The following is a 14,349-nucleotide window of genomic DNA, read 5'->3' as shown; positions in this document are numbered from 1 at the left end:
CGGCGGGCCAGACGTTTGGCCTCGCGACATCGTCCTGCTGTCCATCCCCGTTCTGCCCATCGGACGGCCGGGCATCAGCCGTTTCACCGAGGTGCTAGGCGCTGCGCTCGCGGGCAACGGACTGACTCTGGTCACGCATCTGGCGCGTGCGTAGGGAAGATCCCTGCCGGACGTGTGCGCCCACGTGGACGACTCTGCCGCGATCGGGTTCGGGCGCCCGTTTGACGAGGGCCGGTCGAAGCCCTCCACCGTGCGGGCGTCAGCGTCGTGGTCCCGCCCCCGGAGGCGGGAGACTCTCCGGCGACCGGATTCATCGGCCGCATCCAGAATGGCGGGGGCGCCGCTCTCACGTCCAGGACGTCTTCACCGCGATGGCCTGCAACGTCGCACGCGTCGCCGACTGGATCGACACTGCACCCAGAACACCACGCCGGGCTACGCACTTCCGCACTCTGTGCTCAACCATCAAGTGACCAGCCCAAGATCACCAACAGAGCCACGGCATTGGCTTTAGGGCTCGTCGAGCACCTTGATATCGCGCCATACGTGCTCGTACTTCTCACGCGCCACACGGACCCAGGGGGGTGGAGCGCTCCATTCGACGGTCACCTCGCGCTCGCCCCAGGCGACCTGCACGATCCGGCGATCACCTGCAAAGTCGACCACGAGATCACGGCGAAGGAACAGCAGCTGTCCACGCCACGGGTCCTCCGTTCGGAAGACCGCCGAGGCGCGGACGCCGTCGACGTCGACGAGGTCCAGCGTGCCGGGGAGTTGACGAAGCCTGAATCGAGCGGCGAACTCGTAGGACGGCACGTCATAGGACCGATCGAGCGCAGTTGGTGACTCTCCTTCACCGGTAGCGAGTTCTACGGCCACCTGGCCAACGCCGATGCCCTCCTCCTGCCAGTCGCGACGCAATGACGGGCGGGAGTCGGGATCGTCGTCGAAGCGGATGTCGAACCGCGGACTCCACGGTGTCTCACCAGCAAACACCCCCCGGATCGTGGGGATCTCGGGGAAGAAGTGGTTTCCGGGGTAGTCAAGGCCCTGAGCGAGCTTGAGCGCGGGGGCTGTATCCGTGGGCTCCAGCAGGAGCGTACGGAAGAACCCGAACACCTTTCGCCCATCGCGCCGGTGTTCCAGAAAGCCCTCGACGAGCAGCCATTCTTCAGCGACCTCATGGAGGCTCGCCGACGACCGCAGTCCCGCCGGAACGTGCACTGCGCCAGTGCGGAGCCATTCCTCGTCGTTCGTCGGACTGGCCGGCGCCCACTCCGGGAGTGGGAAGGGCATCACCGGGGGTTCATCGGGAAACGTCGGGTCGACGTCCGGTGCGACGTTGCGCCCGCCGGCTCCCCACCACTCCGGGAGGCGTCCGGCGTCGGCGAGACGGCCAATTAGCTCGTAATAGGCGATCCATCCATACTTTTTGCCGTAACGCTCCACTCTTGTGCGCCTGGATGAAGAGCGCCTCTCGGAGGCCTCCATGATGTTCCGATCGACGTCGCCGAGCATCGCGGTACGCCATCCGAGCTCCCAGACGCGGGCCATGACCTCACCGCGAGCACGACGGAAATCAGCGTGGGCGAAGTCGTAGTTGCTCCTGCCCTCGATGGCGGATCCGATCACGTAGTTCTCGAAGTCCAGGCCGAAGGTTTTGTCGCACTCCTCGGCGTTCGGGTCGTCCTCCGCCATCACGGGAGCCGGAGGTACGACCCCGAACGTCAGCGCGAGCGGGTCAACTCCCCCAGGAACGGCGCCACGGTGGAGGATCCCGGCGAGTTCATAGGTTGCCCGCACGTAGCTGCGCAGCAGTTCATGAGAAGTCGGCATGGTCCCGCTGTCGAGGAAGCGGTCACGCAGCTCGCCGAGCCACTCCGTGAGCGCGTGCTCGAACGAACCACCCGGGTCGGGCATCTGGTGGGCGCTGGCGGCGCCGAACGCGGCCCCGATAACGCGCTCGACAACGTACGGGTCGTCAACATCGACCATACGAGCAGCAAGATCGAAAAGACGCTGCGGTTCCGGTCGGCCGTAGCGTTGCAGGGCCTTGGTCGAGAGATCGCGCACATCGCGGTTCGTGGACGTCAACAGCCATGCCACCGCGAGCGCGTGCAGGTCGTCCGTCTCGGCGCGGTGCATGCTTCCGCTCCAGCGCTCGATCACCCGCTTCAGGTTCTTCAGAAGCAGGTCATCGGCGCGGTGGCGGATCCATTCGGTCCACTTTCGGTCACGCTTCACGAGGGTCAGTGAGCGGAGAACCCGGTCGAGGAAGCCAGCGTTCAGCTTGTGCGCGGAGGACGCGCGGACCTCCCAGAGCCGGTCGAACGGATGCAGACCTCCGTACCCGCGAGGCCTGGGAGCGTTCCAGTTCCCTGTGCCGATCAGTGTCACGAGTTCGTCGACGGTGCGGTCGTCAAGGAACTCGGATTCCGAGTTGAGTTCCTGCGCGAGCACCCAGGACCGGTGCCCTTCCGGGGCGAAGCGCCAGAGGTGGTGCGCTGAGAACCGGCGGGGCACCAGCCCGACGAGGCTGATGACGACGTCTTCACCAAGAGGGTGGCCGTCCTCGCCGACGAGGGACTCCCACAACGTCGCATCTGCGAGGCGGTCCTCCAGCTCGGCATGGGTCAAACGCGCAAGGAGCGCGTCAGCGATGAGATATCCGCCAAGACGATCGAAGAGGAATGCCGTCTCAGTGTCGTCTCTACCGTCGGCCTCCTCTCGGAGGAGAACCCCTTCCTCTTCGAGGCGCCGAAACAAGCTCTCGTCCCAGTTTGTCTCACCGGCGTCGAGAATGGCCTTCGCATCGTCGGACGGCAGGCGGCGGACGCCGCGGGTCCACATCTCCCAGGCGAGTGCGGAGAGGCGCCGCTTGATCTGGTCGACGGGCACCGTGGCACGGGCGGGATCCTGGCCAAGTCGCTGGACGACGCCCTGGCGATACAGCTCGAATACGCCAACCAGTGATGTCGGAAGTGCTTCGGCGCCCACTGGCTCTCGGCGGTCGTGGTTGGCCGCTTCGCAGTACATGCGGACGAAGAGCGGGTTCTCAAACATCCCGGTCGGCAACCAGGCGCCGGCAGCATTGATCAGATAGTGGTCGAAGTAGGTGCGGACGATCTCGTTGACTTCTGCCTGGTACCACTCAAGCTCCGTGGCCACGGCAATATCCGGGACAGCGTAAGCGGCGAGCGCCTCGCGGAGGGTGACGATCACCAGCACATTCGGGTAGTCACCGAGCGCTGGTGCCAACTCATCGAGCAGGACGCGCCACTCCGAGGGCCTCTCGGCTTCGTTCAGGCCGTCGATCACCAGAGGGATTCGGGCGCCAGCCCGGGCACCGGCTGAGTTGAGAGCCTCAAGCAAGTCCTCGAAACGATCGATCTTCAGCCCGGGGATGCGGCGGGCCAGGTCGTCGAGGCTTCCGCCGGCTCGCAGTCGTCCGCCCTGGATGAATACCCCGGCTGTTGGTCGGTCGGCCAGCGCTGTCAGTTGGGCGGCAAGGTGCGTCTTGCCCTGGCCTGCAGCTGCTACGACCGCGATCAAGGGGGCTTCGGCATCTGCTTGCACATCCTTCAGCCACCGTACGACGTCACGGATTTCCGACCCTAGGCCGGTCGCGGCCAGAGCAACTGGCAGGCGCTGCTTTCTCAGCTTGAGCACAAAGGTGCGGAGCTTGCGCGGGGACGTGGCCGGCGGTTGAAGATCAGCGGTCCGCTCACGAGCCTCGATCGGCCGAAGGCCACGTCCGGCATCGGCGATCGCCCGCAACTCCCCGACAAACCGTTCAAGATCAGCGATGATCTCTTCGGTTGCCGTACGTGTGGCCTCGTCGTCGATGTCCGCAAGGGCGTCCTGGAGCGCACCACTGCGGTCGGCGATGAGGTCTGTGTGCTCAGCGAGCCAGTCGAACGACGCGGAGCGCAGAAGGGCACGGTCGATTCGGCGTTCCACATGGTTCGACGTGTGCAACGGAGGCACCCATCGGGCCTTGACCGGTGCCACAGAGCGCTCATGAGCTCGCGCGAGCGTGTCCGGGGACAGCACCAACTCTCCAAAGAAGGTGGAGCGGAGTTCGTCGTATCCGGAAAGCTCGGCATCGAAGTTTTCGGTGGCCCACAGCTTGGTCGAGATGCCGTTGGCCGGGCCGAGGCCGTGGATCCACCCCTCATCCTTCTTGGCAGGACGTTGCGGCAGGCAGAGTACGAAGTCGGTCAGCCCGGCGACGTACTTGATCGCCTTTGCGACGGAGTCCTCGATCTGGCTGCGCTGTGCGCTGGTGAGCTCGTTGTCCTTGCCCAGGATGAACCATTTGCACGACCATCCCCACACCCGGCCGGGCTCCCCGAGCACACCAGGGTGTTCGACGTGTAGATAGAACTCGACCCCAGGCTGATTCCGCCGCTCACGAAGGGTGCCCAGCCTGCCGTAGCGGCGGGACACGATCGCTCGCGTGAGCGCCTCGAAGTTCTTGTCGGCGGCGCCAGGCAGGCGTGCCAGATCAGTCAGCTCCACCGCTACCTCAACTGTCCGTGTCCGACCGCGGCGTCCCGTCCTCGTTCCAGTGGTGCCGAGAGAACACCTCGACCCGCGCACCGAGGTTGACGAGCACCTTCACAAACCCCTGAACCTCGGACTCCTCGGTCCAGACCCGTACCGTTGATCCGGTGCGCTGGACCGAATGATCGAGGGCATAGATGTCGACATCGGACCGCCCCATGTCGTAGAGCCTCAACTTACCCAGCTCATCGGCGAGCGCTCGGGGCATGCGCTCATCAGCGCGTAGCCAGTCGTCGTCGGACCACTCCGCCTCGGCCAAGGTCTTGAGAGCCTCCATCCGCTCCATCGCCGCCTCGGCTCCGGAGACTGTCTCGAACGTGCCGATCAGGACCAGATCCATCGAGTGCTCCGAGCCGTAGCTGTGCCAGATCCTCATGCTGCCTCCCGCAGAGCTTGCACCGCATCCAGGATGGAGTCCTCGATCGGCGTTCCTGCCGATGCGTATGCGTGGGGCCGTAGAACACCGGCCGCATCGACGTGCATGTGCGCGTCCAGAGGGTGTTCACCAGGAATGACCTCGACCGCCGGTACCAAGGATTCGAGCCCGGAGCGTGAGATCGCAAGCCGCACCTGAGGCCTTGCGGTTCGCATCCAGTGCACCAGGCGCTCCGCATCGGCGTCAGAGATACCGGGCGTAGCGGCGGTCGGCTGCTCCGGCAGAAGCAGCAGTTCAGACGCTCCGACGTCAGCTGCGAACGCTGAGAGGTCATCGAGCTCGCCGATCGTGTCGGCGTTCACGACCGCGTTGATGCCGATCGGCGCAACTGAACGGAGGAGGCCGGCGGCGGAGATCACTGCCGCAAACGGCCGCCTCCGAAGCCGCTCGTATGTAGGTCCGACCCCGTCGACGGACAGGCGTGCGAAGTGCACGGAGCCTCGCAAGGCGTCGGTAACTGCCGGAGTGAGGCGATGTCCGTGCGTCGTGAATGTCACGGCCATCGAGGTGGACTCCGCGACCCGAGCACAGAGTTCGACGAACTGACGATGCGCGGTCGGCTCTCCGCCTCCAAACCCGACTCCGAGGCATCCAGCGGCGTCGAGTTCGACCGCCCAGGCAACCACACGGTCCACGTCGAGCGAGCTGGCGTGCTTAGGCGCGTAGCAGTAGGCACAACGGAGTTCGCAAGCGTTCGTCAAAGCAACAGACAGGTAGCGGGGAGCACGGGAGATCCGCTCCGCTGGCACCTTCACCTCGTCGAGCAGGACGTTGAGCCCGGAAAGCCGATCGAAGAAGTGCACGCCAGCTTCGGACATACGAACCTTGTACCTCACCAGCAGCATGATGCCAGTACCTCAGCGCGTCCCGCAGGCTCTGTAGGAGCGGACGCTATTTGATCTCGTTGTGGGAGATCTTCCTAACCGCCAGGGCCTTTGGGATGGCAGTCTTTGATCCGGTGACCGCCGAGACGACAGATGCGGCCCGGCTGTGACGGAAGAGGCGCAGTGTGCGGTCACCGGTGCGGGGGGTAAATCTAATGGCGGATCCGACGATCATGGGAGAGACGCCAAGCGATCGCTACTGCCGTGGAGCTGGAGACCGTGAAGCCTGTCGAGAGTGCTCAGCGTGAGCGGCCTGCGCCCGTGTCCGATGAACAGCTGGTCTGGTGGAGCAGGACCGGTCGGAGCGGCTGCAGCTGATCGGACAGGGTGGGCTGCTGCAGCGGCTGACCAAGCGGGTCCTGAATCTGCTCTGGAAGGTGAGATCACCGATCACCTCGGCTACGAGAAGCACGATGCTGGCGGCCGGGGGCAGTGGCATCTCCCGCAACGGGGGGCCGGGCCAAGACCGTGCTGACCGACGCCGGGCCGGTCGAGGTCAAGGTGCCGCGAGACACCTCGGGCACGTTCGAACCGCAGACCGCAGACCGCAGACCGCAGACCGCAGACCGGGCCGCCCGCGCAGCAGGCCGGGCCGGGTGCGCGGTGACAAGGCCTACTCCGATGGATCCCCGGTAGGGGCTACCGCCTCGCCATGTCTATCCGCGAGGAGGCAAAGCGGGCCCGAGCAGCTACTCGGCGACCGCAGGCGGTTCAGAATCGAAGAGTCCTCCCAGAACCCGGAGCGCTTCCACTCTGGGACCGCCAACTTACGGATCCGCGTTCCAAAGCAGCGACCCAGCGGCTCGATATCTTGTCGCTGACGATGGTCAACACCGCGTCCAGGCCCTGCTCCAGCCAAGGCACCGGGGCGGCGTAGACCGTGACCGGTGAGTTCGCGCTTGTCAACTCAAAGGCGCCGTCCGGGCACTTGCTGCCACCCTGGCATCGTCAGGATCACACTCTGGGAGCACCGCGATGACCAGCACGCCTCCGGCCACCTCCGCGCAGCAGCGACGCGTGCAGTGGAAGACCATCGACAAGGCACTTGCCCCCTACTCGACCGAGTCGCTGCTGGTCTTGCTGGAAGCCGCGCTGATGGCACCGACCTGCTCCCGATTCCATGACCATCTCTTGCTGCTGTGGACGCGCGTCATTCGCAGCGGGCGCCGTTCTGGTGCGATGGTCATGGCCGAGGTGCTGCCGGTCCTCGTCGAGGCTGCGGTGCAGGGCGCCCCCGGACGGGGCGTCCTCACTGAGGGGAAGCCGAACGACGTACGAGCTGGTGTGCGCTTCGCTGGAATGCTGCTGCACCCGGGGGACCTGGATCACCCCCTTCTGGTGCTCCGCAGCCTGCGGCTGACGGCATGTGCCGTCGACGAGCACCTGCTCGGCGCGGTCGGGTTCGGCCTCGGCGACGTCATCGAGCTCGCCGTGCGCTACACCGACCGACGGATGAGGGAATGCGTGCATGCCTGGCCGACCTCCGAAGAAGGCCCGGACGGCGAGACGATCTCATGCTGGCTCACCCAGGCCAGCGTGGATGCCGTCGCGGTAGCGGAGCGCGACTGCCTCGACGACATCGTCTCTGCCTGCGACCACCCGAAGCGCGCACACCGGGCGCTGGCGTGGCTGACAGCAGACATCGGGAAGCTGAAGCTGAAGTACGACCCGATGCGACAGCTGCTCGGCCCCGTGCTGGCCGTACGGGCCCACGGCCGGAGGATCCCCGTACCGGCCAGCGAAGCCCTCCAAGCCGTCACGGCTGCCGCCGAACAGCTCCTGCGACAGCTCGGATTCAACCAGGACCTGGCCCAGCGCGTTCAGAACCTAGCCGTGATACGGGTTGCCGACGTACTGCAATTGCACAGCGTTCCCCGCCCTGACGAAGTGGCCCGGATCAGCGCGCCCCAGCTTCGCTTGGAGGTCGCGGTCGTCAGCGCGCTCCTCGACGGTGACCTCGGGCCGCGAGTCGAGGCCGCCCGGCGGGTCCTGCTGGAGGAGACCTCACCGGAGCAGGGACGGCTGGTGGTGTATGCGGGGCCGCGTTTCCTCGTGCGCGAGGTGGTCACCGACACCCTCATGGTGCATGTCGAGGAGCTCGCCGAGATGGCAGCCGATGCCGGCGGGAACCCAGCCACGCTGGCCCTGTTCGTGTGGGAGATGACCCAGCATCCGGGAGTGGATGCGATCGCCTACCTCCACCTGCTTGATGCGTGGGGCAGCTGGCGCCGTAACGGCACACTCCTTGCGCCCGGCGAATCCGCGCCGGAGGTTGCCGTCATCCCGCGGCGAGGCAGAGACCTGTCCTGGGACCGGGCCGCCACCTGGGCACCGATCGACAAGGTCCTCGCGGACGCGGGCCTGCCCGCCTCCGTGGAGTGGACAGCCACGAAGATCGTCGACCTCCCCGATGGAGCGGCGGGGCTGCAGGCGGACCTCCACCACTACGCAACTCCAACCGCGGCTGCAGCCGTGAGTACCCACCCGCCGCTCGCCGTGACTGTCCGCCCCGGCCCGCCCGGCGAGGCACCGCTGGACTTCCCGGGCCTGATCGGCCTGGCCGACGCGATCCGCACCACCATCACCGCCCATCCTGTGATCGCCCAGCACTTCAACCTCCCCGACCAGGTCCCGATCACCGTGGAGCTGACCCAGGCCCTGGCGGACCCGGCGCAGCTGCCCAACGACGGAACAGACACCGAGGCCCTGCCGACGGCCTTCGCCTACTTGTCTCCGCCGATCCGCCCAGCACTACCGTCCGACTCGTCCTGGGGCCCGATTTCCTAGGGGCTTTCGCGGGTGACGGACGCGAAGGACACCGCGCCCTGGGCCAAGCCCTCCACCACTGCGCCAGCCAGGTCCGCGAAGGGCGAGACGCAGGAAACGGCCCCGATGCCGGACCCTTCACCAAGGCGTGGAACCAGGCCGACCCAGTCCTGGCCCTCAACGTCTTCGAGAACCCGTGGCCCGCTCAGACCCCCGAGTACGCCGTGCCGGACGGCGAACACGTTCAGATCCGCGCCCTGCGTTCCGCGGCAGCGGCCGTCCGGGAAGCCGGGGTCCCAGCCGGCCTGTGGCGCGGGCGCGACGCCGTGCGCCCGGCCGAGCAGGTCCTTCACGCGCTGGAGGCGTTGATCGACACGGAGATCCGCTCCTTCGAGCCCGCACTTACCACCGAACTGGCCCGTCACCTCAACGCCGCCTGGTGCGCCCGGACACACCGCCACCACGAGTTGCTGTGCAATCTGGCCGCGCCCTGGGCTGACAACTGGGTAGGGGAGGCTCAGCGGCGTACATCCGACGACTCGGTGGCTACCTCCGCGCTGAACCTGCTCCTGCAGGAGGCACTGGCCACGCCGCCCCAAGGAGATCGCGCCGTCGACCTACTGGCCGTGGCAGACCTGATCGCCCTCGCCGAACTGATTCTGTACAGCGGGATCACAGCCGTCGCAGGAGCCCGCGGACTGCACGGCCTGGAACTCCAGGTACATGCCACCGGCGTCTTTCACATCGACCAGCCAGATGCCGAGGACCCGACCGCCACTACCACCCACCTTGGACTGGACCAGAAAGCGTGGACTCGCGCGCGCCACCACCATTGGTTGGCCCAGAGTCGGCAGAGCACCCTTGCTGATCTGCCGGCCCCGCCTCACGTCGGGCCCCGGACGCACAGGACGCCCGGGGCGTTCACTGCCCTCCGGCCGGCCCCCGGCTCTTCCCTCGCCCGCGCTGACCAGGAACTGTGCCGGGCGTGGGGCTTCGGATTCGACGCCCTCGGCGCAGTGCTCGGCACGGCAGTGGACTGGCCAACTGGTCCCGAGGGATACGGCATCACCACGCCCGATGAGCTGGCCCGCGAGGCGGCCGCCTGGTCAGGCGTGCCCATCTCGGAAACCCGTGCTGCGATCGACCCACTTGTCCTCGACCGCGGCAACGCCGCCGATGACCGCGAGCACCGGTACACGGAGGTCGAGCGGCGCCCACGGCTCACCACCCACCCGCTGATCTCCGCAGATCCCGGGCAACTGCTGCTTCTTCCGTGGGTGATCCACACTGCGCAGGAGGTTTACGCAGCCGCTTTCCAGGATGGACGCCTGCCACATCGAGACCTGCCCGCGCGGGTCCGCGGCGCCCTCGCCAAGCACCGCCAAGCCATAGAACAGCAGTTGGAGAGGGACATCGCCGCCATCGCGAACCGTCTCGGACTGCCCCACGTCGCCAACTTCAGAGAGAAGGACGCCGAGCGTGCCGGCCTGCCCACCACAGGAGGGGAGGTCGATCTGCTCATTGCTGACCCTGCGACCGCCCGCCTCTGGGTTGTAGAGGCCAAGCATCCCCACCCCGGGCACGCGCCGCACGCAGTAATCCAGCACATCAGACGCTTCACCGACCCTAAGGACGGCTACCTGACGAAGGTCCTGCGCAAGGTGGACGCGGTCGCCTCCAACCCTCAGGCCGTGGCGCTCGCCTGCGCTGCTCCCACAGACGGCCCTTGGCGCGTCGTGCCGTTGATCGTCACCCAGGCCATCGACCCCACGGCATTCATCGCCGACCCGAGAGTAGCCTTCACCATCACCGACTACCTCGACCAGGTTCTGACCACTCCAGCAGACCCCGGGCCGGGATGGTGGACGCCACCCGATGAGTACACCGCCAGAAGTTGATCAGGCTGGACCGCTGCCAGACTCGCCGCTCAATGCTCCTCGCCGTGAGGACTGATCAGCGGACCGACGGTTCGGCGGACCGACACGACCTCGGACACAGAGTGCTTGCCTGCAACGTCATCGCCCAACACGGGGTGTCGGCTAGGTTCACAGTGCGCGGAGGCGGCGGCGTGTGCGGGGCGGCTCGGGCAGCAGTCGCATGGCCATGATGGAACCGTCCTCGCGCAGCGAAACAGGTCCGTCCCAGTCGTCCTGGCGGCGGACAGCCCGCCACCTCGAACGCAGAGCGTGTGCGTCGCGCCGGTACTCCTCCACCCGCCCATCGCGCAGGTGATCGAAGAGGCTCGCCTCAAGACCAGAGAACGCCTCCACCCGCGTGCCGTTCAACCGGAAGACGTGATCCGTCCCGACAAAGGACATCCCGCCGATCTCGTGATCGATGTCCTGCACGGTTCCCGTACCGGCATGCGTGAAGCCCTTGAAGTGTCGCTTGCCCTGCCGCTCCGTCAGGTACTGCGCCGTTGGCTCACCGCCGCCGGTGAACCCCATCAGTCCAGCTGCCCCTGCCCGCGCGAGGGCCCTGCGGAACCACGGGTACTGGTCCGGCATCATCTGGAAGCCGCTCACGCGTTGCTCGCCCTCGCAGTCAGTGCCCGGGACGCGGACGTCGGGGTAGATGTTCAGGTCCTGCAGTTCGCGATCTGCGTTCAGTGCGTCCGGTGGCATCGGCAGGGAGCCGTCGCCGGGGGCATGCAGCACGTGCACGATGATGCCGCCCTGCCCGAGCAGCTCCGTCGACGTCACCAGGGTCGGCGTCTGATCCCAGGGGCCGATGTGTACCGCCTCGACCTGCGCTGAGGCAGCGGCTAGCTGGGTGTTCGCGTAAGAGCCCTTCGCATGGGTCCCCTTGCACGCGAGAGGGACGACCTTCGACGGCTCGCCGGGCTTCCACGCCTCCAGGAGGAAGTCGGGACGCAACTTCACCCAGTCCCGTCGCTTGACGTCCTTGCCCGCCAGCGCCCAGCCCGCCTGCAAGGCGATGTCCGCGTCCACGACCGAGACCAAGTGGTCCGGGTACCGCTTCTTGAGCGCTCGCTCGGCGACGGCGAGCGCGAATCCGATGCCCAACTCGCCAGACTGAACAGTCTTGTAGTGGCGCCTGGGGTTCAACCCTTCTTCCGAAAGCGCCATATACCGACCAGGGCTGCCGTCCAGTGCCTGGCAGTACTTCAGACAACCCCAGTGCTCAGCCAGCCCGCGCCCGGCTCCCTGCCGGGACAGCACAGCGGCACGCCCCAGCGCGTGCAGCACGTCCCACGGAGTGAGCCTGAATGATGGACCGACCTGGGTGGCAGGCAACGCCCTCAACCCCGGCTTCCGCCGAAGCGGTTCGCGCCCGTCCTCCCGCCGTTCCTTGTCGTCCTTCGCAGTGGCATCGGCAACGGCTCCCGCCAACGCGCTGGTCGAGTCGATCTGCACACTCCAGGCCTCCACCAGTTCCTTGAGCACCTGTGCTGCTTCTGCCACGGCTTCTCCCCCTGCGTCGCATCGGTGGCGTAACGACAAGATCGAGACGCTAGGTCGGATACGACGGGCGCACACAAGGGGACATACCCGCGCACAGTCCGAAAACGGACGCCAGAGCATCTGCCGTGCTGCTCGACGCGGCCAGGGCCTTGCCAGGAGCCGAACCCCGGTCGAAGGTTCGAATCGGGGGCAACTGGTACTGCCGCGAATTGGCTGGACCTCTGTGAGGGCTGCAGAGGGAGGGGCGGTCAATCTGCTGAGGCGGTCATCGAAGCAAGGAGCGGCTGAGGCCGCCGCCCCTGGACGCGAGTTGGAGGCAGGAGGGCAGGCGCTCAGGGCGCGGACGCCGCGCCGGCCACGAAGGTAGATCCGTTCCGCAACGATGTCGTCGGAGTGTCGATGTGTGAGAACGCGGTTCCGAACACGGTGACCATGACTTCCTCCACGGCGAGGGGTGGGTGGGCGTAGGTGTCCCAGGTTTCGGAGAATTTGGCGTGCCGGGAGAGTGCTTGCACGGTTTTCGGGTCGTGCTTGCCGGACCCGCCGAGCGTGGTGGTGTAGAAGTGCTTGAGGTCGTGGAAACGGGTTCTGTCCGGAAGCCCGGCTTGCTTCACCGTCCTTCGCCATTTCTGATGGAAGTGGCTGATCAGTACGGGTCGGCCATAACGGTTCGTGACGATCAGGTCCTCGTCCGGTGGCTCGACGTAGCCGCGTGCCCGACGGCGGCGCTCGGCGCCTGGTGAGACGGGTTCCGGCTCAGAGAACCGTGACACGTGGTGTAGCAGCCGCTCGATCAAGAAGTGATCCACTGGCAAGGTGGCGTAGCTGGCCTTGGTCTTGAGGCGTACGGCCTTACCGCGCTGCCGTTGTTCTTCGATGTGCAGCAGGTCGTGTTTCCAGGCGACCTGGCTTCGCTTCAGTCCGAAGGCCTCGCCCTGGCGTAGTCCGGCGCAGGCTCCGAGCCAGATCAGGACCTCGTAGCGCGGCGCGACCTTCCGCATTGTCGCCGCTGCCGCGGCGACCTGCCCAGGAGACAGCGCGACCTTGACGCGTGGTGTGACGTCCGGGAGGTCGATCCTCGCCACGATGTTGGCAGGGAGCGAGACGTCCTCGTCCAGCATGTAGTGCACGAGGATGCGCCAGGTCTTGAAGATCTGGACGACGGTGCAGGCAGAGTCGAGGCCTTCCTTGTCGAGGAGGTAGTCGACGAAGGCCATGGAATCGCGGCGGCGCAGGCTGCTTGCGGTTCGGTGGCCGGCGAACGGCAGGATGTGGCTCCGGAGATGGCTTTCGTAGGTGTCGCAGGTATTGATGTTCTTCTTCCGCTTGCGTCTCCTTTCCATCATCTCGGTTGCGAAGTATTCAACCGGAAGGCTGCCCGGATTACTGTCGCGCGCCGTCTGCCTTTCGGTCTCTGTGAGCACGTTGTCTAGGAAGTCGCGGGCTTCCTGCCAGATGGCAAAAGCCGGCCGTTTCTCTTTTCCTGAGCAGTCGGTGTACCGGGCCTGCCAGCGATGGCCTCGGCCGTGGTCCGAAGACGGGTACAGAGGTTGCTGTGGCGTGCCGCACCGGCACGGGGTGTCACCGCGTTCTGGTTTTGGATATCTCTTGTGCCAGCGATCGAACGGCTCGATTGGCTTGCTCATGTGCCTCGCCCACGAAACTGAGCTGCATGCTGGACCTGTCGCCGACCTTTTGCACTGGGTAGGCGGTGGGCGCGACGACGTTGTTGCTGCCCGCCACGGCGATACTGTCCGTTACGACGAGTAGTTATGCACAGCTGTTCATGGTGCACGCAAAGGTGTGACGGTCGAGTCGCCGTGTGCCAGCACGTGAACCGTCACCGGACCCGCGACTCCTGTCCCTGGGTATGCAAATCCGTCGTCTCAGAGAGGAACGGGGATACAGCCTGGAAGAACTCGCAGAGCTCAGCGGGCTGAGCTTTCGCGGCCTCATCTATATCGAGCACGGGCAGCGCAGCCCCAGCGTGCTGACGCTTCTGGATATCGCAGCAGGACTCGGTGTGGAACCGGGCGAGCTCGTCAACCATGTAGCGCGCGAGGTGCCAGGCAAACGGGACTCACCATAGTTCGCAGGCGGTCAATAGGGGATCGGTGTTTCCTGCCAGCACGCGACGCCCGTTTGGGCTTTGCTGCTCGCGGGCAGGGTTTTCAGGCCGAATGACCGCGGGCGTCAGGGGGGATTAGCCGGCGGGCCTGTGGTCACGAGGGGCCCGCGCGTTCGATGCTCGCGGTTCGCGTACGGGCGGGTT

General features: G+C 66.3%; 9 protein-coding genes and 1 pseudogene. 4 read left to right on the top strand and 6 right to left on the bottom strand.

Annotated elements, in window-relative coordinates:
• Positions 1-510: 510 nt before the first annotated feature.
• The 3 genes from AB0N16_RS11900 to AB0N16_RS11890 are packed head-to-tail and all read right to left on the bottom strand — an operon-like array spanning position 511 to position 5,847.
• Complete coding sequence (locus AB0N16_RS11900; protein ID WP_365795588.1) at positions 511-4,521, bottom strand: ATP-binding protein; 4,011 nt, start codon at positions 4,519-4,521, stop codon at positions 511-513.
• A gap of 7 nt (positions 4,522-4,528) precedes the next feature.
• Positions 4,529-4,942 carry a DUF6375 family protein gene (locus AB0N16_RS11895; protein ID WP_086799517.1) on the bottom strand — a complete coding sequence of 138 codons (414 nt, stop codon included), beginning with the start codon at positions 4,940-4,942 and terminating at the stop codon, positions 4,529-4,531.
• Positions 4,939-5,847, bottom strand: a complete 909-nt coding sequence (locus tag AB0N16_RS11890; protein WP_218780753.1) for a radical SAM protein — start codon at positions 5,845-5,847, stop codon at positions 4,939-4,941. Before AB0N16_RS11890 ends, AB0N16_RS11895 begins: the two co-directional genes overlap by 4 nt.
• A 458-nt stretch (positions 5,848-6,305) precedes the next feature.
• Between AB0N16_RS11890 and AB0N16_RS11885 the strand changes: the two are divergent.
• Positions 6,306-6,423 (top strand): annotated as a pseudogene (locus AB0N16_RS11885) (transposase); the annotation flags it as partial.
• Between the two features lie 438 nt (positions 6,424-6,861).
• Positions 6,862-8,673: a hypothetical protein gene (locus tag AB0N16_RS11880; RefSeq protein WP_365795586.1), complete on the top strand. Its 1,812-nt coding sequence runs from the start codon at positions 6,862-6,864 to the stop codon at positions 8,671-8,673.
• On the opposite strand, the gene AB0N16_RS11875 is transcribed toward AB0N16_RS11880, so the two are convergent.
• Positions 8,670-9,005 carry a hypothetical protein gene (locus AB0N16_RS11875; RefSeq protein ID WP_365795584.1) on the bottom strand — a complete coding sequence of 112 codons (336 nt, stop codon included), beginning with the start codon at positions 9,003-9,005 and terminating at the stop codon, positions 8,670-8,672. The two genes, AB0N16_RS11880 and AB0N16_RS11875, sit on opposite strands and share 4 nt — an antisense overlap.
• A gap of 12 nt (positions 9,006-9,017) precedes the next feature.
• Here AB0N16_RS11875 and AB0N16_RS11870 point away from each other — a divergent pair, with 12 nt between their 5' ends.
• On the top strand, positions 9,018-10,550 hold the full coding sequence (locus tag AB0N16_RS11870) for a hypothetical protein (protein ID WP_365795582.1): 1,533 nt from the start codon (positions 9,018-9,020) through the stop codon (positions 10,548-10,550).
• A gap of 147 nt (positions 10,551-10,697) precedes the next feature.
• On the opposite strand, the gene AB0N16_RS11865 is transcribed toward AB0N16_RS11870, so the two are convergent.
• Positions 10,698-12,077, bottom strand: coding sequence for a hypothetical protein (locus tag AB0N16_RS11865; RefSeq protein WP_365795580.1), 1,380 nt, complete (start codon positions 12,075-12,077; stop codon positions 10,698-10,700).
• A gap of 332 nt (positions 12,078-12,409) precedes the next feature.
• Positions 12,410-13,723, bottom strand: coding sequence for a site-specific integrase (locus tag AB0N16_RS11860; protein ID WP_365795578.1), 1,314 nt, complete (start codon positions 13,721-13,723; stop codon positions 12,410-12,412).
• Positions 13,724-13,947: 224 nt separating this feature from the next.
• Between AB0N16_RS11860 and AB0N16_RS11855 the strand changes: the two genes are divergently transcribed.
• The gene (locus AB0N16_RS11855; RefSeq protein ID WP_234388233.1) at positions 13,948-14,166 is read left to right on the top strand and encodes a helix-turn-helix transcriptional regulator; all 219 of its coding nucleotides are present in this window, start codon (positions 13,948-13,950) and stop codon (positions 14,164-14,166) included.
• Positions 14,167-14,349 lie beyond the last annotated feature (183 nt).

The organism is Streptomyces sp. NPDC051105 (assembly GCF_040682795.1).
Taxonomy (GTDB): Bacteria; Actinomycetota; Actinomycetes; order Streptomycetales; family Streptomycetaceae; genus Streptomyces.
Note: the sequence above shows the minus strand (reverse complement) of the source record. Positions and strands in the feature narration are given on the sequence as shown.